Origin of the sequence: Shewanella vesiculosa (assembly GCF_009994065.1) — a bacterium.
Taxonomy (GTDB): domain Bacteria; phylum Pseudomonadota; class Gammaproteobacteria; order Enterobacterales; family Shewanellaceae; genus Shewanella; species Shewanella vesiculosa.
In genome coordinates this window covers 60,131-81,319 of the sequence record NZ_JAACSD010000007.1, presented here as the reverse complement: position 1 = coordinate 81,319, position 21,189 = coordinate 60,131, and the positions used below count along the sequence as shown (strand labels likewise).

17 protein-coding genes, 2 tRNA genes and 1 riboswitch are annotated in these 21,189 nt (G+C 42.1%); of the genes, 5 read left to right on the top strand and 14 right to left on the bottom strand.

Annotated features, from left to right (window positions below; translation table 11 throughout):
• The first annotated feature begins 31 nt into the window (after nucleotides 1-31).
• Nucleotides 32-931 carry a LysR family transcriptional regulator gene (locus tag GW828_RS08530; RefSeq protein WP_124018175.1) on the top strand — a complete coding sequence of 300 codons (900 nt, stop codon included), beginning with the start codon at nucleotides 32-34 and terminating at the stop codon, nucleotides 929-931.
• Nucleotides 932-1,083: 152 nt separating this feature from the next.
• Here the strand turns inward: GW828_RS08530 and GW828_RS08525 are convergent, their stop codons facing one another.
• From GW828_RS08525 to thiC, 8 genes are all read right to left on the bottom strand, one after another.
• Complete coding sequence (locus tag GW828_RS08525; protein WP_273058172.1) at nucleotides 1,084-2,418, bottom strand: putative metalloprotease CJM1_0395 family protein; 1,335 nt, start codon at nucleotides 2,416-2,418, stop codon at nucleotides 1,084-1,086.
• 2 nt (nucleotides 2,419-2,420) lie between these two features.
• Nucleotides 2,421-2,708, bottom strand: coding sequence for a chemotaxis protein (locus GW828_RS08520; RefSeq protein ID WP_124018173.1), 288 nt, complete (start codon nucleotides 2,706-2,708; stop codon nucleotides 2,421-2,423).
• Between the two features lie 88 nt (nucleotides 2,709-2,796).
• Nucleotides 2,797-3,912 carry a 2-iminoacetate synthase ThiH gene (thiH, locus tag GW828_RS08515; RefSeq protein ID WP_273058173.1) on the bottom strand — a complete coding sequence of 372 codons (1,116 nt, stop codon included), beginning with the start codon at nucleotides 3,910-3,912 and terminating at the stop codon, nucleotides 2,797-2,799.
• Nucleotide 3,913: 1 nt separating this feature from the next.
• Nucleotides 3,914-4,723, bottom strand: coding sequence for a thiazole synthase (locus GW828_RS08510; RefSeq protein WP_273058174.1), 810 nt, complete (start codon nucleotides 4,721-4,723; stop codon nucleotides 3,914-3,916).
• Between the two features lie 2 nt (nucleotides 4,724-4,725).
• Entirely contained in the window at nucleotides 4,726-4,953 is a 228-nt protein-coding gene (gene thiS / locus GW828_RS08505) for a sulfur carrier protein ThiS (RefSeq protein WP_182698557.1), read from the bottom strand.
• Complete coding sequence (locus GW828_RS08500; RefSeq protein WP_273060396.1) at nucleotides 4,940-5,758, bottom strand: HesA/MoeB/ThiF family protein; 819 nt, start codon at nucleotides 5,756-5,758, stop codon at nucleotides 4,940-4,942. The genes thiS and GW828_RS08500 overlap by 14 nt, the downstream gene beginning before the upstream one ends.
• Entirely contained in the window at nucleotides 5,755-7,449 is a 1,695-nt protein-coding gene (gene thiE, locus GW828_RS08495) for a thiamine phosphate synthase (RefSeq protein ID WP_273059230.1), read from the bottom strand. Before thiE ends, GW828_RS08500 begins: the two co-directional genes overlap by 4 nt.
• Before the next feature lie 5 nt (nucleotides 7,450-7,454).
• Nucleotides 7,455-9,455, bottom strand: coding sequence for a phosphomethylpyrimidine synthase ThiC (gene thiC, locus GW828_RS08490; protein ID WP_273059228.1), 2,001 nt, complete (start codon nucleotides 9,453-9,455; stop codon nucleotides 7,455-7,457).
• Between the two features lie 205 nt (nucleotides 9,456-9,660).
• Nucleotides 9,661-9,760: riboswitch (TPP riboswitch) on the bottom strand.
• A 280-nt stretch (nucleotides 9,761-10,040) separates the two neighbouring features.
• Between thiC and GW828_RS08485 the strand changes: the two genes are divergently transcribed.
• The gene (locus tag GW828_RS08485; RefSeq protein WP_273059234.1) at nucleotides 10,041-12,167 is read left to right on the top strand and encodes a TonB-dependent receptor plug domain-containing protein; all 2,127 of its coding nucleotides are present in this window, start codon (nucleotides 10,041-10,043) and stop codon (nucleotides 12,165-12,167) included.
• Between the two features lie 477 nt (nucleotides 12,168-12,644).
• Here GW828_RS08485 and GW828_RS08480 read toward each other — a convergent pair.
• The 4 genes from GW828_RS08480 to dnaQ all read right to left on the bottom strand — a co-directional run bounded on the left by GW828_RS08480 (nucleotide 12,645) and on the right by dnaQ (nucleotide 15,080).
• Nucleotides 12,645-12,721, bottom strand: a tRNA-Asp gene (locus GW828_RS08480).
• Nucleotides 12,722-12,804: 83 nt separating this feature from the next.
• Nucleotides 12,805-12,881 (bottom strand) — tRNA-Asp (locus tag GW828_RS08475).
• A 122-nt stretch (nucleotides 12,882-13,003) separates the two neighbouring features.
• Nucleotides 13,004-14,341, bottom strand: a complete 1,338-nt coding sequence (locus GW828_RS08470; RefSeq protein WP_273059226.1) for a TIGR03503 family protein — start codon at nucleotides 14,339-14,341, stop codon at nucleotides 13,004-13,006.
• Between the two features lie 10 nt (nucleotides 14,342-14,351).
• Nucleotides 14,352-15,080, bottom strand: coding sequence for a DNA polymerase III subunit epsilon (gene dnaQ / locus GW828_RS08465; protein WP_124018165.1), 729 nt, complete (start codon nucleotides 15,078-15,080; stop codon nucleotides 14,352-14,354).
• Between the two features lie 77 nt (nucleotides 15,081-15,157).
• On the opposite strand from dnaQ, the gene rnhA reads away from it, so the two are divergent.
• Nucleotides 15,158-15,631: a ribonuclease HI gene (gene rnhA / locus GW828_RS08460; RefSeq protein ID WP_182756152.1), complete on the top strand. Its 474-nt coding sequence runs from the start codon at nucleotides 15,158-15,160 to the stop codon at nucleotides 15,629-15,631.
• 26 nt (nucleotides 15,632-15,657) lie between these two features.
• Here the strand turns inward: rnhA and GW828_RS08455 are convergent, their stop codons facing one another.
• Entirely contained in the window at nucleotides 15,658-16,437 is a 780-nt protein-coding gene (locus GW828_RS08455) for a methyltransferase domain-containing protein (protein WP_182756150.1), read from the bottom strand.
• Between the two features lie 171 nt (nucleotides 16,438-16,608).
• On the opposite strand from GW828_RS08455, the gene gloB reads away from it, so the two are divergent.
• Both gloB and GW828_RS08445 read left to right on the top strand, forming a co-directional pair.
• Nucleotides 16,609-17,388, top strand: a complete 780-nt coding sequence (gene gloB / locus GW828_RS08450; RefSeq protein ID WP_273059224.1) for a hydroxyacylglutathione hydrolase — start codon at nucleotides 16,609-16,611, stop codon at nucleotides 17,386-17,388.
• A 152-nt stretch (nucleotides 17,389-17,540) separates the two neighbouring features.
• Nucleotides 17,541-19,094 carry a lytic transglycosylase gene (locus GW828_RS08445; protein WP_124018161.1) on the top strand — a complete coding sequence of 518 codons (1,554 nt, stop codon included), beginning with the start codon at nucleotides 17,541-17,543 and terminating at the stop codon, nucleotides 19,092-19,094.
• A 262-nt stretch (nucleotides 19,095-19,356) separates the two neighbouring features.
• Here the strand turns inward: GW828_RS08445 and GW828_RS08440 are convergent, their stop codons facing one another.
• A complete protein-coding gene (locus tag GW828_RS08440; protein WP_273059222.1) occupies nucleotides 19,357-21,180 on the bottom strand; it encodes an AsmA family protein in 1,824 nt (607 codons plus the stop codon).
• Nucleotides 21,181-21,189: the final 9 nt, after the last annotated feature.

The window sequence follows — 21,189 nt, the reverse complement described above, 5'->3', positions numbered from 1 at the left end:
TCATTTCAGCCAACAATAAAGAGAGCACTTAATGAGCAGAGCAAAATCAACCTTAGAACAATGGCGAATAGTCCAAGCTGTTGTTGATTTTGGCGGCTATGCTCAAGCGGCAGAAAAACTCAACAAAAGCCAATCATCGTTAAATCATGCCGTGGCCAAGTTACAACATCAATTGGGGATCAATCTACTCGAAGTCAAAGGTCGAAAAGCATATTTAACTGAGCAAGGTGAAGTGTTATTACGTCGCTCTCGCCACCTAACTCAATCTGTTGAAGAACTTGAACAACTGGCCTCAAATTTAGGCCAAGGTTGGGAACCTAACCTCACTATTGCCAGAGAAATTGTTTACCCAATGGACAATCTTGTGGAATCATTGAGAGAGTTTTTACCGGACAGCCGTGGTACTCGGGTAACCATTATTGATTCTGTTATTTCCGGAACCCACGAACTTATCAATAATAATCAAGCTGATATTGCTATTTGTGCCACCGCACCTAAAGGCCATATATCTGAACCATTATGTGAATTAAGTTTTGAACTGGTTTGCCATCCAGATCATCCTCTGGCAACACTGACTTTAATTGAAGATGACAAGCAATTAGCCCAGCACCTACAAATTGTCATTAAAGATACCGGAATAAATGCCAGTAATGATATTGGGTGGTTAAAAGCAGAACAACGTTGGACCGTCTCGAACTTTCATGAAGCAAAGAGTATTCTGGCCCGTAATATTGGCTTTTGTTGGATACCTAGCTTTTTAGTTGAACAAGAAATTGCCAATAAACAGCTTATCCGCTTACATTTACGTGGCAGTTATCAGCGCAAAATAATGCTTAACTTGGTCATTCCCAATCGAGATCAACAAGGACCCGCCTGTAAATTATTAGAAAGCCTCATTTTGAAACAACATGATTTACCCTTTAATGGCTAATGCTGAGCAGCAGAGGCTATTTGTTAAGTCACTGAAGATACTCACAATACAATTTATAATACGAATTTCACATTCCGATTAACAGATGAGCCAATGTTTGAGTTGATCGTGAACAGGTTGAATGGATTAAATCAGCAGGAGGTGCTGAAGTACTACACATAAATTTCAATCGATTGATATTGGTCGCGTTCTGATGAAGATAAAGACGTTTGTATTTGACGACTAGAGTCTCGTTCGGCATTACTGTTATTATTTGTCACCGCATTATTTGTAACTGTATTATTAGCAAGACCATTATTAACCAGTGCCTCATTATCCTGTGCCGCAGATACAGGACGGTTAGACGACGATGAATTGATATTTGCGTTATCAGCGTCTATTTTCAAAACACTACTATTTGGCGCGATAGAGTTGTTTGAGTTAGTTGCTGGAGTCAATGGCTGTTGATTCTGTGCGCGAGTAAAAATATTGCCGCTCTCAGCTGAGGTTTGATTATTCAGTGTTGAACCAGTATCTTGCTGGCGGTCTTGTATCAACTGTTTATTTGCTTCATTCATGTTTTGTAGCGCTTGCGCAGCCACACGAATATCTGCCATTGATGGTTGCACTGGCGCCATCGCTGCCGCATATACCTTCTGCATTTTACTTAATGTTGCTTTAGGATCGCCTGAAACAGGCGACACATCAATACTCACCTCACCTTCTACGGCATAACGCCGGCCGTCTGGCCCTTTTTCATATTGATAACTAGGGCTCTGAGTTAAACTACCACCCACTGCTGCATGAGCTTGTTCGTGAGTTTTAACTTCGGTATCTCGTTGTACAAGTTGTTCAATCTGCTTTGTTTGAGCTTGTTCTATTTGCTGTTGCTTTTTTACAATCTGTTGCTCAACTTGCTGTTTAGCTGTTTCATCTTGATTATTTGAGGCCTGAGGAGCTGATTGTGAATCAGACTCAGCAGCAAAGGGATCCGCTACTGTGTCATTTGTTGCCGCAATAGTTCTAACCACTGGCTGTTGCGTATTTGCCGCATCACTTGAAATATTAGTTGTAACATCTGCACTGACTGATTTTTCAGCAAGTGTGATGCCTGCCTGTACTGGCACGGATGAATTATTCAATACGCCAGCCAGATTCGCAGGACCGCTCTTTAGGTTATAACTATTAAGTGGATCAGAACCGACAATTTTATAAGATTGAGTTTTGTCTATTGCAGCAGTTTGACTCGCTGTAGCTTGAGCCGTTTGTGGCTGATAAGCGTGTTGTTGAGAAGTGGAATTTTGACCGACAGCAGTATCAGTATTGATAGACTTGGTACTGATTGGATTAATACTAGTGGGTTTGATATGACTAGTAGTTTCAATAGCAGTGATTTTAAGACTGTTGTTTGCAACGCTACTGGTGTGAATAGCTGCTGCGGATATTGTATTGTGATGGGCAGCATTAATGAATGAACCAATGTTAGCAGAAACCATTGGCGCACTCATGTTTACACTTCTATATCAATCAAACTGCCCACTGTTTCAGAAGCCTCTTCAATCACTCGTGTTGAAGCTTGAGCTTGATTCGATGATTGAGTTGCAGAGACTAAAGCTGCTGTGGTGTCAGTTTGATCAACTGCACGTGAACTAAGTGTCACAGTATCTTGAGTTGATGCATTAGCGACTGCTGGCTTTTGCTGATCTGGCGTTGCTACAGATGTTGTTGCTTGCGCTAAACCTTGCTGAGCACTTTGTAAACCTTGTAAACCAGATGAATACGCTGATTGAACTTGCATAATGACGACTCCTGATCATAAAAACTTTCATTTAGTATGATCTAAACCGACTAATATGTACAGTTTATAAGCAAACCAATCTTAAACTTTAATCATTATTCCAGCCCATCTCCCAATCTTTCCATACGGGATTCAATCCTCGTCGCCTCATTTGGATTATCACTTGCTCTGCAGAGCGATTATCACTGATCTCAAATTGATCAAGTTGGCTGTCAGGTGTCATGTAGCCTCCTGGTTGGGTTGAACTTCCGGCACTCATGTGAGTAATTCCAAGTGGCAGTAAATTATCTCTTAACGACGGCAGTTCACGTGTTGATAAACTGATTTCAAGTTGCGGATTAAACAACCTAAATGCACAGATCAATTGCACTAATCCGGCATCGGTTAATTCAACCTTAGGTGAAATACCACCAGTACATGGACGTAAGCGAGGTAATGAAATACTGTAACGATTACGCCAGTAGGTTTTTTCTAGATAATCAAGATGATACCCCATTAATAATGCATCGAGTCGCCAATCATCTAACCCAAGTAATACCCCTAAACCTATTTTATCGATCCCTGCTTTTGCGACTCGATCTGGGGTATCTAAGCGATAAACGAAATCTTGTTTTTTACCGCGAGTATGATGTTTTGCATAAGTTTGAGGCCGGTAAGTTTCTTGGTATACCATAACGGCATCAACACCTAACTTACCAAGACGCTGATATTGTTCTGTTTCCAATGGTTGAACTTCCATTGCCACGTAATTAAAAGCCTTACTAACTAACGGTAACACCGACTCAAAATACCCCATTCCAACTTTAGTTTCGTGTTCACCAGACACCAGCAATATCGAATCGAAGCCACGTTGTTTGATAATAGCCATTTCTGCTGTGAGTTCATCACTGTTAAGGGTTTTACGCTTAACCTTATTGCTCATGCTAAAGCCACAATAATCACATTCATTGGCGCACAGATTTGATAAATACAAGGGTAAGAAAAGACCGATATTGGCACCGAATCGCTTTCGAGTCAGCTGAACTGCTTGCTGCGCCATCGGTTCAATATATGGCATTGCGGCAGGAGATAATAGTGCCAACAAGCTATCAAGATTGCCGTTTGGATTTTGCAAAGCCAATTCAACGTCTTTGGCGGTAGTCGAATACAATTTCATCGATAATGCATCGGGGGCTAATTGCGTAAATACGCTTGAATATGACATGCTAACCCTCCTTGATGTTCACTGACTGCGTCAGTGAATTGATTGATGCTTCTGTCAGAAATCCGGTTAATGGACTGGTTGCATCGGCGTGATGGTTCACAGCCCCTAAACCTGCAAGAAAGGCTTGTCTTCCTGTCGCGACCGCATCAGCAAAGCATTTCGCCATTTGCTGAGGATAAGCACTACTTGCAATCGCGGTATTAACCAATACGGCTGCTGCCCCCATTTCCATTGCTCTGCAGGCTTGCGAGGGGGCACCAATTCCAGCATCAATGATCACAGGTATGCTGGCTTGTTCGATGATAATGCGTAAAAAGGTTTCCGTGGCTAGGCCTTGGTTACTGCCAATGGGGCTACCAAGAGGCATCACTGCGGCGCAGCCGACTTCTTCTAATCGGCGACATAACACAGGATCGGCATGCACATAAGGCATGACAATATAGCCTTGCTCGCATAATTGTTGAGCCGCGATCAATGTTTCAATAGGATCTGGCATGAGATATTTAGGATCTGGATGAATTTCAAGTTTAATCCATTTAGTGCCAAGCATTTCATAAGCCAGTTCGGCAGCAAAAATAGCTTCTTTGGCATTGCGCGCACCCGCGGTATTAGGTAATAACTTTACCCCCATACTTTGCAGCGGCCCGAGTAAATTGTCATGGCCGCGGGTTAAATCAATCCGCTTCATCGCCAAGGTAACTAACTGCGATCCCGAACTGTTTATAGCTTGTAACATAGTGTTGTGATCTGAAAACTTTCCCGTCCCGGTGAATAATCGAGACGAAAATTGATGATCGGCTATCGTTAACATTATTAACCTCCAGCAACGGCAGAAAAAACCGTAATATTATCGTTCGCTTGACACAATACGTGCACCCATCGGCTTCGTGGTACAACACTATCGTTGACGACTATGGCGACCGCTTGAGTTGGTAGATCACTTAAAATCAGTAATTCGGCCAAATTCAAATTAGCCCGAACGATTTGTTCGACCCCATTGAGTTGCAAGGCAATCTGAGAGTGGCAATTAATATGCGTCATTGGGCTGCTCCGAAAGCTGAGTGACTGACTGTTGATGACATACTGCACACTCTGGATCTTGGCTCATGTGGGCATGCTGCCAATGTAAGTTTTTAGCATTAAAGCAATGTAGAACACCGTATTGGGTAAAGGTATTGCAGATGTGCTGAAGGCCCACCAGCGCTTGCATACTGGCGATAATACCCACAGCAGGCCCTAGCACTCCTGCTCGAGTACAATTTTGCGTAATCGTCATATCAAGTGGATATAAACAACGATAACAGCCGCTATTTGGGTGTGAATTAGAGCCTGAGTCTGAAAAATCAATACAAAATAGTTGTCCTTGATAGCCACTGATTGCGCCACTAACCAACGTCAATTTCTGTTCAACGCAGAGTTGATTAATAAGCTGCCGTGTCTTGAAATTATCAGTGCAGTCAAATACCAGAGGCTTGGTTACTTTTCGCTTGATAAGCTGATAAAAATGCTGGGCAGTAACTTTTTCCGCGATAGTATCGATGTTGATTTCAGGGTAAGCACGATTAAGCACTCTTTTAGTAACAGCAACTTTGGTTTGGCCAATATCTGCGGCAGTGAATAATAGCTGCCGTGGCAAGTTTGATAGTTCAATAACATCATGGTCAATCAACAACATATGCTGAACACCTGCCGCCGCGAGGTAATGAGCGACTAGATGCCCTAATCCGCCCATGCCAATAATGACGACCGAACTATTCATAATGGCGAGTTGGCCAGTCTCGCCAATATCACTGAGTAACATGGTGCGTGAGTACTGGATATACTGCTGATCCGATAGTATATTCATCTCACCTCCGCAGAGACACTCGGTTTCGATAATGATCGCGTCAACTGTAACCACTTATGATTTAACGCTTGATAAGCTTTAGCGGGATCTGCAGCAGCGCTCACGGCTCTGACAACCGCAACATCACCCACCCCAGTCATGGCAATGACCTCAAGATTACTGAGATTGATTCCGCCAATCGCTACCGTTGGATAATGACGCGAAAATAAGCTGACATAACGTGTAAGCTTAGTGATCCCTTGGGGGGCTGATGGCATTTGTTTCGTGGTGGTAGCAAAAATATGCCCTAGTGCAATATAGGAAGGTGAGTGTTGGTGAGCTAATAAGGCTTCAAAATAACTGTGGCTCGATAATCCTAATGCCATTCCAGCTGCAGCTATCGCGGCTAAATCTGCAGTCGCCAAATCTTCTTGGCCTAAGTGAACCCCAAACGCACCGTGTTTAAGCGCCAGTTGCCAATGATCATTGATAAATAACTGAGCATGAAACTCTCGGCCCAGTTTAATCACCTCAATAATATTAGTTTCGAGTGTTAATCGCTGCAGACTATCCGAACAAGTGTCGCTATCGAGTTTAGTGCGATATTGAATGGTTTTGCAGCCAGCTGATAGCAGCTGTTTGAGTATATTTAGATCATCAACAACAGGATAAATACCGAGTGGTTTTAGCCGCGATTTAAAGTCATTATGGGCTGTGTGTTTAAACGAAGCTTGAGCGAGATTGTCTGATGTAATCAACTTGATTAACGGCATAGCCTGTAAATCATCGGGCCAACCGGTACGGGCTAAAACCCCAGGACCTTGCCCTAGACTGAAACCTAATGCTAAGCCCTTATTGACATAAGCTTTTGCCAACACAATAGCATCATGGATCACTAAGTCATGGGCAATAAAACATGCTATTGCAGATGATAAAGTGCAACCACTGCCATGATTGTTATTAGTGACTATCCGCTGACTGCTTAACATAAACACGGCATTACTGTGTGCAACACTGGCACCTGGTACGCTTGTACTGACATAAATATCTGTCGCATCGTGCTGCCAATGAGCATCACCACCTTTGGCAAGTACATGGCATTTAAATATATTTGATAACCACTTAGCGTCGTTAATCATCTGCAGTTGCAGAGTACTGATGGGATCGTTCTCAAGCGATGATTCAAGATTAAGGTTATCATTTCGATGTTGCGCTAAAACGCAATGATGACATAAACGCCCTAACTCATGTTGATTAGGGGTTAATAAGTCAATTAAGCCAATCAGAGGACTAAAATCGAGATCCATAGGATTAAAGCTGGCACCACTGCTGGCGACCATCACAGGATCAAGCACCACAAAAGGAGCCATAATTAGTCTAGATCGTATCTGGGTTAACCAATCAGCCAGTATGTATACCTGTGCTTGGGATGCCAACAGGCCAATTTTAATCGCTACCGGCGGCAGATCTGCACATAAGCTGGTCAACTGAGCCAGTAACATGGATTCAGAAACAGTTTCAACAAGACTGACACTGACTGAGTTTTGCGCAGTTAATGTGGTTATTACGCTACACCCGTGACATGACAAGTCTTGCATGGTGAGTAAATCAGCTTGAATCCCCGCACCACCACCACTGTCTGAACCGGCTATGGTCCAGACAATCGGTGGGGTTTGCATTATGGATTCACTGACAAATGTCGATGAATTCATGATAGTTATTCAACCTCTACCGCTAAGTCGGTATCAACTTGTGCTGCTGGTTTGACGGCGTGATACAGTGCCGATCCCGACGCTTTGAACTCAGCCGACTTTTGCACCATAGCCTCGGACGGATTTATGGCTTGAGCCATAGGTTGAGTTTGATAAGCACTGGCGGCAGAGACCTCAATCTTAAGTGCTTCTGCTTGTTGAAGATTCGCGGCATATTCACGCACTTCGTGGGTTATTTTCATCGAGCAAAATTTAGGCCCACACATTGAACAAAAATGAGCCACTTTTGCTGATTCTTGTGGTAACGATTCGTCGTGGTAAGCACGAGCGGTATCAGGATCAAGGCCTAGGTTGTATTGATCTTCCCAACGGAATTCAAAGCGGGCTTTGGATAACGCATTATCACGCACTTGTGCACCTGGATGACCTTTAGCGACATCAGCAGCATGAGCTGCAATCTTGTAGGCAATTAAGCCTTGTTTTACATCTTCTTTGTTAGGTAAGCCTAAGTGTTCTTTGGGAGTGACGTAACACAACATCGCCACGCCATACCAAGCCATCATGGCAGCGCCAATCCCTGAGGTGAAGTGATCATAACCCGGCGCGATATCGGTAGTTTGTGGGCCTAAGGTGTAAAAAGGCGCTTCATCACAAAGAACTAATTGCTTTTCCATATTGACTTTAATCAACTGCATTGGCACATGACCAGGGCCTTCGATGATGGTTTGCACATCATATTCCCATGCAATTTTAACCAATTCGCCTAAGGTTTCTAATTCCGCAAATTGCGCTTCATCATTGGCATCGGCAATTGAACCGGGGCGCATACCATCGCCTAACGACAAGGACACATCGTATTGGGCGCAAATCTGGCAAATATCGCGAAAATGCTCATATAAGAAACTTTCTTGATGGTGGCTTAAACACCACTTAGCCATAATTGAACCGCCACGCGACACAATACCGGTAAGGCGTTTGGCGGTCATAGGTACATAACGCAATAATACCCCAGCATGGATGGTAAAATAATCTACGCCCTGCTCGGCTTGCTCTATTAGCGTATCTCTAAATACCGCCCAACTGAGATCTTCGGCAACGCCATTAACCTTTTCTAATGCTTGATAAATCGGCACAGTACCAATTGGCACTGGCGAATTACGGATAAGCCACTCACGGGTTTCATGGATATAACGTCCGGTCGACAAGTCCATGACGGTATCGGCCCCCCAACGGGTTGACCACACCAGTTTTTCCACTTCTTCTTCAATCGACGATGTCACCGCCGAATTACCAATATTGGCATTCACCTTCACCAAAAAATTACGCCCAATAATCATAGGTTCGGTTTCAGGATGGTTAATATTGAGTGGGATAATCGCTCGACCTCGAGCGACTTCATCGCGGACAAACTCAGGAGTGATCAGCTGACCAATATGCGCACCAAAAGCCTCTCCTGGTGCCTTTTGAGTCAATACGGTGTCAGTTACCTCAGCACGAGCCATGTTTTCACGAATGGCAATGTATTCCATTTCAGGGGTAACAATACCTTGGCGAGCATAATGCATTTGGGTCACGCATTTGCCCGGCTTGGCTCGCTTCGGCGCAACTAGGGCATCAAAACGCAAGTGATCTAAGCCATCATCAGCAAGTCGCTGTTGAGTAAAACCTGAACTTGCACCGGTTAATTGCTCGGTATCTTGTCGATCATCAATCCATGCTTGACGGATTTTAGCTAAACCTTGACGCACATTAATGTCGGCAAGGGGATCAGAATAAGCGCCCGCACAGTCGTAGACCATGATAGGTGGATTGGCTTGTTTAATGGGCTTTGCATCGGTGCCGCCAATGACGGTTTCAGTTTGATTAACCTGACGCATAGCGACGTTGATATCTGCACGACTACCCGTTAAATAGACTTTTTCAGAATTAGGATGTTGTAACGGTTTAAGGGTATCAATAAATTGTTGAGCATTAGCTCGAGTTTGACGACGGTTTGGATTTGACATTAGCAACCTCATTATTAAGAGTAGAGTTGCTTGTCTGGAGAGGTGTTGATAGCAGCAGTAAACAATAAAAATACTATCGCTTACGTCAATAACCACATAAAAAATACTAAAGTAATAACTTAACTGGACATATAAACCGATAAAAAACTCGGAGGTAAACGTCCATTTACTGTCTTGTTAAAACGTTATTATCTTCCCAATAATAATGATTATTACGCTTGTTTCCTTCGCAGGTTCTAGCCTGATCAGGTTCAACGGATCCCGAATAAACGGTCTCAGCCATAATGGCACTCCGACAAGATGTGCGTCAGTATAGGCAAGCTTTAAACAAAATATCAAGCCCTAACTATCATCTATTGCTATGACATCTATGAGTTAACATGCCGGCATTAGTTTAGCTTTATCCCTTATCTATCGTATTCACTCAACACTTGATGCATATATTTATAAAGGTGCGACATCATGTCGCACTCTTCATATTTATTAGCAGGTTATAATTTATTAAGGTGAACAATCTCCTTTGAAATTAACTCATCAAAGGTTTATAAAAAAACAATAAAGGTGATAGCTTTGACTCACAAAGTAATGCAAACCATTAAATTAACGAATAACGCCCCATGGGCTTACTCATCAATTGCATTGGCAGTAACACTGGCCATAACGCCGCAAGTAAGAGCTGAATCGAATGACATACAAAACAACCAAGGTGTTGAACATGTCAAAGTACAAGGACAGCAAACAACACATAAAGACCTACTAGGTTCGGCTGAAAACCTCTTAAAAAAGCAAGGCGTCGATTTCTCTGAGGCTGGCGGTGTGTCAGCCTTACCCATCTTAAACGGCATGATGGGCGATCGGATAAAAATCCTTATCGATGGTAGTGACATCACTTCATCATGTGCAAACCAGATGAACCCGCCGCTCTCATATGTATCTGCAAATCAAATCAGTTCAACGCAAGTCGTCGCGGGAGTCTCTCCGGTAAGTGCTGGCGGTGATAATATTGCTGGAGTGATAAAAATCAGCAGTTTAAACCCACTGTTCACTGATAGCGGCGCTGTAACATGGCACAGTGGTAATGTTTCTAGTGGTTATCGCAGTACCGATGATGCTTTTCTTGCTGGCGTCAATGCCACCGTTGCCAGTAAAACGTTAAGTTTTAGCTATCAAGGGTCATTTGAAGATGCCAACAGTTATACCGATGGTCATGGCGATAAAGTACTCGACACCCTATATCAATCTCAAAACCATGCGCTAACGGCAGCTTGGCAAGATGAGACCCAACAAATAGCCATTAAGCTTACTCATCAACATATTCCTTATCAGGGTTTCGCTAACCAATATATGGATATGACTAACAATGACAGCTACGGAGCGTTAGTGCGTTATCAGCGTTCACTAGAAAATGATGCCGAGTTTACAGCACAAGCCAATTGGCACAGCGTCGAACATGAAATGGGATTCTTTACTGACGAAAAAACCGGCAAGATGCCGATGGAAACTAAAGGAAAAGATTATAGCTACCAGTTGCATTGGCAATTACCCATAAGTTCAGACAGTACCTTGTTGATTGGACAAGAATATTATGTTTATCAACTTGACGATACTTGGCCCGCTATCGAAGGTTCATCTATGATGGGACCTAATGATTATGTCAATATTAATGACGGCAAGCGTCAACGTGCTGCTCTTTATGGTGAATGGCAACACACTCTAAATAGTCGTTGGTGGTTATCAGCTGGCGTCCGATATGAATACGTGTCAACAAACGCTGCTGAAGTACAACCCTATAACACTATGGCCATGATTGGCATGACCAATGTCAATGCCATAGCCGCAGATGAATTTAACAGCCTTTATCGTAAGCGTAATGACAATATTATCGACGCTACTCTTCTGGCTCGATATCAATTGAGTGACACTGAAGTCATAGAGGTTGGTTTAGCGAGAAAAAGCCGAGCGCCAAATTTATATGAACGTTACAGTTGGGGTCAAAGCACCATGGCAACAACCATGATCGGTTGGTTTGGTGATGGAAATGGCTATATAGGTAACCCAAACCTCAATGCCGAAACAGCACATACCTTAAGTACAGCCTATAAATTGGTACAAGATGACTTAGCCTTCAGCGCTACCGCTTGGTACAGCAAAATAAATGATTATATTGATGCCGATGAGGTTGGTAGTTTTAACAAAACGCCTATGACCAATACTCGCCGCAATATTTTACAGTTTACCAATGTTAACGCGACTCTGTTTGGTGCACGTATTGATGCTGAATACCAACTAGCAGAAAACCGCAGTGGTAAATGGCTCATGGTTGCTAATGCCACTGCCACTCACGGCGAAAGAGATAACGGTGACGAGCCTCTGTATCAAATAAAGCCATTACAAACTGAGCTTGCTCTTCACCAAGAACTTGGTGATTGGAAAAATAGCCTTAGCTGGCAATGGGTCGCGAGCAAAGATCGCGTTGATAGTCAGCGCTTAGAAAATACAACCAACAGTTACTCTCTGCTTAACTTAAGCAGCAGTATCCAATGGCAAGGTGCAACAATGACTGTCGCCGTGAAAAACTTACTCGACGAATATTATCAACTGCCTTTAGGCGGGGTCAGTATTGCACAATACAAAACAGACAACAGTAACGGCTTTGAACAAATAGCCGGAGCTGGACGATCGCTTGAATTGAATATTAATTACGCATTCTAGAGCTGGGTAGATAATAGCGAAATAAGTATCGATTACAATTACCTTAAGCCATCGAGATCACACTGCTTAGCTATATATTTTCAGTATTAAAAGCACCCACTACGGCCGGAACTGAGTGGGTGCTGCTGAACAGCGGTGATAGTTATCAATAATGGCAACAGCCAAGATGCGATATAGCCTCGAATGAATTATGTTTAAATAAATAAAAGTTAGCTTTTAGAGGAAGTCGTCAGCCAAGACCCTACAATTCATACTGCGGTTAATTGTATGCAAAATAAGCTCGATAAAGCGGCTTACTTGATGGGTAGGATTTAGATGTCACCTACCCTAAGGATAATGTTTTGCTTTGCGCCGTAATGGCTATTTACTCAATCTGATGCTGAAATCACTCTGTGGTTATCTCGATTGGCTTAAGCATTCAGCTCCGTCTTAAAATAAAAAAGCCTCTACATTGCTGTAGAGGCTTTTTTATTTATTTGGCGGAGCGGACGGGACTCGAACCCGCGACCCCCGGCGTGACAGGCCGGTATTCTAACCAACTGAACTACCGCTCCAAAACGGTTTGTATACACTTAATAAAACTAACAATATTAAACTAATTGCTGTTTATTTTATTAAGTGCAAACAGGTACTTGAATGGCGGAGCGGACGGGACTCGAACCCGCGACCCCCGGCGTGACAGGCCGGTATTCTAACCAACTGAACTACCGCTCCACACAAGTGCGATGAATAATAAAGTTGTGATAATTAATCGTCAACTGTTTTTTAATTGTTTTAGCTCAATTAGTCAAAATTTGCTCAATTGCGCATTTTGTGACTAAAAAACACTCAAAATATTAGTTTTTATCATCAGGCATAGTCAGGTCAATATCGTCTAAATCAACACTTTCAAGCAGACCCTCTTGGGAATTTTGATTACTTTCAGGATTTTGCTTTAGCCTTTCTTCTGCTGCAGCCATCGCTTTGGCAAGGGTCTGCTTTTTACGCCATATCACTAAGCCCACAACACCGAACAAAAACAGTATTCCGTTGATGGTAATAATCCAGAACATTGCATTATCTTTAGCCTCTTGCTCTTCAAATTCAGCTTGAATAGCCGCTTTTTTAGCCAGTTCTTCAACCGATGGAGCCGGAGCTGGAGGCTCAATCAAATTAAAAAACATTTCAGGCAAATTCAGGACAATTTCACGACCATCGACAGTCGTGGAGAACGCATGCCCTTGAACACGATAACTGCCATATTCGGTCACTTTAGGTAAAAAGAGAATTTGATTTGCACTGGTCACGGTTTGAACGGTTAAAGGCAGCGATAAACCGGCAGGACCAACTAACTCAAATTCAAAATGTGTTTGTGCCAGTATCACCACGGATTCATCAACCGCTAATTGGATCTGCCATATCTCTTTTAATGGGTCGCTATTAGGCACCATTTTAACCTGTATTGGTTGTGCTGAAAGCCCAAAAGGCATTGTATATTCGCGCTCAAACACATTATTTCGCGCAGTGACATTAAGCACATAATGACCCGCGGGTTGTTGCAAATTTTGGCTGCCAGTAAAGATGCCATCGTCTGGAACTTCATCAAACAATTCACCATTGTCTTTATATTCGCCAACAATAACAGTACCAGTAGCAAAATTATCGTCAGTAGCAAGGTGTTGACTGGTGAAACGAGCGGTCCATTCCACCATATAGTCTAAACCCGGCATTCTCATGGTTAAATCATCACCTAACAGCCTTGCCGTCACCTTCAAGCGTTCGCCCTGATAAAGAGGCTGAGGTAAAGGTTCCACTGCAATATCGAGTGCAGAAATTTTTTGAATGGTCGATCCTTCCACCACACTGCCTAATAACTGCCAAGGACCAGGCATCGGCTTCTCAATATAAATCATGTCGGCAGCAATACCGTCGACCCACTTGACGGTTTGTGGATGACGATTTGAATACCATTTACTGCCATCGGGTAAAATCACCACAACGGGGGCTGAACCATAGCTCCGTTGGATCACTAATGTGAGATGATCAACCATATGATCAATGCGAAAACGATTTTTTAATTCTGCGGCTTGCGATGCAGCTACCACTGAAGCTTGGGCAGTAGATTGCCAAACTAAGATGATACTTAGCAAAAATAAATAAGAAATCGCTAGATAACCGGCACGAATGGCACTCATAAAAGTTGGTTTACCCTCTCCAGAGACATTTACCTGACTTCTCAATGAGATCAAGTCGTTGTTCGTGTAATAGTAATTCATCGGCTGACGCGCCAACGACTTTAAGATTAAACGCTGCAGGATCGATATTTTTTATCCCGCCGCCCTCTTGACCCGCTTTTTCATTAGACAAATTAAACTTAATTTGTCCACCGGTCATGATTAAATAAACATCAGCGAGAATTTCAGCATCAAGTAACGCCCCATGATAGGTGCGACGTCCATTGTCGATGCCATAACGTCGACACAGTGCATCTAGGTTATTTTTTTGGCCAGGATGTAACCTTTTGGCAATGGCTAAACTGTCTAAAATACTGCAAATATCTTTGGTTTTGGGACCAACTGGATTGAGTTTGGAAAACTCATGATCCATAAAGCTAACATCGAAGTTAGCGTTATGAGCGACAATTTCAGCACCATCGATAAAATCAATAAAATCTTTGGCGATTTGGTGAAACCGTGGCTCATTGGCAACACGATCATTGGTAATGCCATGCACTTGAATCGCTTCTTCATCAATGGCTTGACCAGGATTAATATATTGATGATAAGTCCTGCCAGTTAAACGGCGATTAATCACCTCAACACAACCAATTTCAATAATGCGATGTCCCACATAAATAGGGCCACCAGCTTGGTTCATACCTGTGGTTTCGGTATCGAGAATAACTTGACGACTTGCACTAGAAATAATGTTCATATTTTTTACTCATTCAGCCCTCGCCTTTGTATAAATTGAGTATACTGGCGCGAATATTTAGCTATGGTAACAACTTGATGGCCGAACTCAAACAGCTGTATATCTTTACTGATGGTTCTTGCTTAGGAAACCCAGGACCGGGTGGTTATGGCGTGGTAATGAAATATAAACATCAGCAGCACGAAATGGCTGACGGATTTTCATTAACGACCAATAATCGGATGGAGCTTTTGGCTCCAATTATCGCATTAGAAGCCTTACATGAGCCCTGTAATATCATTTTAACCAGTGACAGTCAGTACATGCGCCAGGGTATTATGACGTGGATCCATGGCTGGAAAAAAAAGGGCTGGATGACTTCAACTAAGCAACCAGTTAAAAATGTAGATTTATGGAAACGTTTAGACGCAGTAAGTCAATTACACAAAATTGACTGGCGCTGGGTAAAAGGCCATGCGGGCCATATTGAAAATGAACGTTGTGACGTATTAGCCCGAAAAGCCGCAGAAGCTAAACCTCAACAAACTGATGTTGGATATCAGCCCGAATAAGAGTCAAGCTCATTATTTGCATATACTTAGGAATTTTTGGGCTTTATCAACGCTTTTTCAACACCTTGGGTATTTGTTAATCCTGAACGACCTGCCGTTGGCGCCGGAGACCAGGTAGGCGCTTTTATTTTGGATTTATCTTTAATGGGTGTTAGCGGAGTGGTCATTTTTCGAGCTACGATTAAATAGACACTGCCCGTGCTAGGTAACCAGTTAGCAATACTTTTTTGCCACAATGGAGTTTGCGGGCTTTTTTTAGCTTGATGGCCACGGTTATCCGCACCTTGTCCTAACAACGAATGATACATTAAACGCTCATCCGCTAAGACTTGATAGCCCAATAACCCAAGCCAATCTTTCACTCTAGATGGCATAAAAAACTGCCCACTCCAAGGTAATTGAGTTTGATACTTTGGTAAAATCTTACCAATAAAAGCAGGACTGATAGGGTTAAAACCGACAATGAATATATAACCACTGCTAATGAGAACCCGGTCAAACTCACGTAAAATTTGATAGGGATCTGACTCGAACTCGAGTAAAAAACAACTTAATACTGTGTCAATAGCACTTTGCTGTATAGGTAAATGGTGTGGGTCAGCCTGAATACTGGCATTTGTGGCGTCATAAACAGAAAAATGCCGAGTAATACTGCAAGATAAACTATTTAGCTGACCACTTAACGCCCCAACCTTGAGTAAATGATAGCCAAATATACGGGGCCACCAAGGAGCCAATTTAGCTTCTATCTCGGTTTGCAATAACTCACCAAAAGGTAAATCTTGCCAAATAAGGGGTTTTAACATGAAGCCCGCCAAGGTTTATTGTGCAAAAATGTTGTATTGATTAGATTCACTCTACCATAAGGTATTTAATTTTCAGCTAAGCATAATTGAAACTTCGATCTGTCTTTACTTGAAGTTATTAAACGATATCCGTTACCCTAACAGATAGTCAATCATCACTCGAGTCAGATTATGCTTAACGTTCATACCATTGCAGCTTTTAATGACAACTACATTTGGTTAATCCATCAAACAAACAGCCTTAATGCTTATGTGGTTGATCCAGGTTGTGGTCAAACTGTTATCGATTATTTAGCCACTACCAATCTAAACCTCATTGGCATATTGATTACTCATCATCATGGTGATCACACTGGCGGTATCGAAAAACTGCAACAACACTTCAATGATAACCTGACTGTTTATGGACCCAGTAACGAGCGCATTGATGGATTAACCCAGCCGTTGACCCTAGAGTCAACGATGAGTATCGATATTCCACATTTAGGACTAACTCAAGTCATGGCCGTTCCAGGGCATACTTTAGGTCACATTGCTTATTATATTGACGATAAATTATTTTGTGGCGACACCCTATTCAGTGGCGGGTGTGGACGTTTATTCGAAGGAACGCCTGAGCAAATGTTGCATTCATTAACTATGTTAGCCAATTTACCTGATAAAACTCTGGTTTTTTGTGCTCATGAATATACCCGGTCCAATCTGGATTTTGCCTTACATATCACGCCAAAAAATTTACACTTAATTGATTATGCCAATAAAGTGGATCAATTACGCTCACAAAACAAACCGACCATTCCGAGCTCTATCGCGACAGAAAAAGCCATAAACCCGTTCCTTCGCTGCCATTTAAATGAGACCCAAGTCGCAATATCCGCTAAGGGCGGTCTCGACAATATTAATGAAATTCAATCATTTACTTTAATAAGAGAATGGAAAAACCAATTCTAAAGTAACATGAAAACACTTTAATAAGACAAGCTAAATAATTTAATCTACAATGCCAAACTGAACTAAAGCATGACCAACAGAGTCTCATAGGCACTTGGTATGTTCGAGCCTTTATTTTAACGCCCTGAGAACTTGAGGAAGTGTATCTTCAAATGAAAGCAAACTTATTTATTATTGCTGGTAGCATACTGGCAATAACAGGGTGTCAGACCCTTCAAAGTACTAGCCCGCAAACAGATATAGATCAACAGACTGTCGCCATTAACGCTAAAAGCAAAAAGTCGTCGGCAGTAACACTAGATGAAATAGAAGTACAAGTTTCCGAAGTCAATAATCTATGGCTGCGGATCGGTAATGAAATGACACTACCGATAACAGACAACGAATTAGTTGCTCGCTATCGACAGTGGTACATCGATAATCCCAAGCATTTAGAAATTATCACTCAACGCGCTAGCCCATTTTTGTATTATATTGTCGATCAACTCGAAAAGCGTCATTTGCCAATTGAACTGGCCTTATTACCGATAGTTGAAAGTGGTTTTGATCCACTAGCCTATTCCAGTGGCCATGCCTCAGGCCTTTGGCAATTAACCGCACCAACTGCCACGTCTTTTGGGGTAAAAACTAACTGGTGGTACGACGGTCGCCGCGATGTGGCCTCGTCAACTAAAGGTGCATTAGACTTAATTCAGTACCTTTATCCTAAAATGGATCAAAATTGGCTTTATACACTTGGCGCATACAATTCAGGTGAAGGTCGAATTTTAAATGCGATTAAGCACAACCAAGCTCGCGGCAAATCAACAGATTTTTGGTCGTTATCGTTACCCAAAGAAACGGCACATTACGTCCCACAATTATTAGCATTGGCTGATGTCATTAAGCATGCCGATAAATATGGCATAACGTTAACGCCTATCGACAATGTGCCGCAAATAGAAGTTGTTCCTATTGAGAGCCAACTTGATATCAACCTAGCAGCCGATTTAGCTCAAATTGATATAGTTGACTTAAAGGCGCTCAATCCGGGTTTAAAGCGTTGGGCAACGGCACCACAAGGACCACATCAATTAATATTGCCCAGTGATAAAGCAACAAACTTTAAACTTGCATTAGCTACTATAGAACCTGACTCTCGTATTAACTGGGTTCGCTATAAAATTAAGTTTGGTGACAGCATCAGTCGAATTGCTGACCAATTTGAAACAACGGCATCTTTAATTAGAAGCAGTAACGGTATTAAAGGCAATAACATTATTGCTGGACGATTTTTAATTATTCCAGTTGCTGCGAAAGACCCAGATTTAGCGACTATGACAGCAGACCAAGTTCTCGCTCGTAAAGCGGTTGTGAAATCTAGCCCGAACAAGCAAAGCTATACGGTAAAGTCTGGTGATTCATTATGGAAAATATCTCAGTCACAACAAGTGACTGTGGCACAATTAATGAAGTGGAATAACCTGACAAAACAGTCAACGTTATCAATAGGTAAAAACTTAGTTATTTATCCAAATGAAATGACAGCAAGCACCAGTAATAATGAAAAAACGGTTAACTACCGTGTTCAATCAGGTGATTCATTGGCGCGTATAGCAGTAAAATATAAAGTGACGGTGGCAGAGTTAATTGAATGGAATAGTTTGCAAAACAGCAAGTTAATTCAACCTGGTCAAATATTAAAATTGATTATGACCAATAGCTAACTAACATTGCTTCTAAGATGATTATCCTATAACAGTTTTCACCTTAGTACTGATTTTGAATTATAAAAAAGGACAAGTATGCACTTGTCCTTTTTTTATGTTTTAAGATTAATAGCCATGCTAACTTATTAGGCGCTTATATCTGTGTGGCAACAGATATTCTAGGCAAACCTTCACCACCTAAGTACCTTGTAGCTAACGTTATAAATCAAGGCTGTAGTCACAATAAGCGACGACAGCCTTTATTCTCAACGAGAATGAATTAAATCCCTAACTTCTTAAATAACCCCTCTTTTAGCTTTTCTTTAGCTTTATCGGTTTCACCTTTAAGCTTGCCTTCCAATAATGCCTTCGTATCAATGCCAAACTTAGGCTCTTGGAATGTGCCTTTTATGGTTAGAGGAATATCGACACCTTTAAGCGACTCATCATTAGCGTCACCCTGTCCTGACAACGACCCAACGACACTCGTTGTTAATGCATAATCTAAGGCTTCTGACGCGATGTTTGCCGTCCCTTTACCCGCTAAACGAATTAAGGGGGCAGCCATGGTCAAATCAGGATTAGTCACAACGGCATCTTTCATGGTGAAACTGCCAGTCAGGCTGGTAAAGTCAGTTTTTAACTCTTCTTTACTGGATTCAGACAAGTCGCCTTTTAATTTTTGCTGAGCACTACGGATCATCTGTGGAATGTTAACCCCATAAAGCGAACCATCAGCGACTTCAAATTTACCAACGGCATCAAGGTTCTTTTTCAGATTATCAGCAATTAAACTCGAGCCGCTGCCTTTAACTTCAAAGCTTGCAGTACCTGAAATTAAATCCACTTCAGCCGCATCGGTTAAAAGTGGACGAATTTGCACACCAATCAATTTCTTATCAAATTGATATGTTGGCACTGCCTTGCGAGCATCCAATTTTGCACTTAGTGCTAACTTGCCTTGGTATAAGTCAGCGGTAAGCGACGACAAGTTCAAGATACCTTTATTGATAGCCATTTTCATTTGCCAGTTTTGCGTGAGCATATTGCTGACTTTAATTGATTTAGCCGTTAAATTTAGGGTGAGATCTACTGATTTAAGTGCTGACAGATCAGGCTCTTGAGTCGATACTGTGTCGGTCTTTGTGGCAGACTCTTTAGTATTACCTTCTTGCTTTGGGAACAGCGCATCAAGATCAATATCACCCACGTCTAAACTCATCGCAATTTTAGGAACGCTATTAGCATAGTTAACCTTAATGTCCCCGGTGGCAGCCAAGTCCATAGCAGACATTCTAGTCAACTGTAGATCGATAGTTTTGGCATCCAGTGCCATTGTCATTTGTGTCGTGAGCTCAGCGGTAACCGATTTATTCGGCAAGCTGTCACCTTTGGCGTTATGTACCATAGCAAAATCATTAATAGTGACATGATTCAATGCTTGATCAATTTTGACTTTACCTTGTCCAGATGATGCAAGCTGCATATCTGGCAATGTCGCAGAAAACTCATAAGCAAAATCAGCAAACTGACCCAGGCTAAACTGACCTAAGGTGAAGCTTTTTAAATTAAAGGTCTGCGTCGTATTGCTGGCCATATCAATGAGGTTAATATTGGTATTCGTCAGTTCAATACCACCTATATCCAATGTCTCTAATGACATAGGTTTTGCATCATTGGTTGCTGCAGTTTGTGGTTTATCCGCCGTACTTTTTGACACTAATCCATCAAAACTGGTTGTACCATCTTTTTGCGTAACCAGATTCAGCGTTAAACCATCAAGCTTTAATAAATCTACTTCAATCTGTTGGCTAAATAATGGCATTAACGCCACATTCGCAACAGCCTCATTCACATTGAGCATGGATGCAGGAGTAAAGCCATCTGGATTAGTAAGAGTTATACCACCGAGCTTAATGCCTAAAGAGGGAAACACACTCCAGCTTAAGTCTTGGGTAATTTGTAAATCACGACCGGTTTGTTTTTTAACGGCATCAACTATTTGCGGTTTAAAGTTATTAAGGTCGAAAAACATTGTTAAGTAGACGGTCACACCTACTACTAGAGTTAGCACAATTGCTAATAACCATTTTACTACTTTCATTGTTGCTTC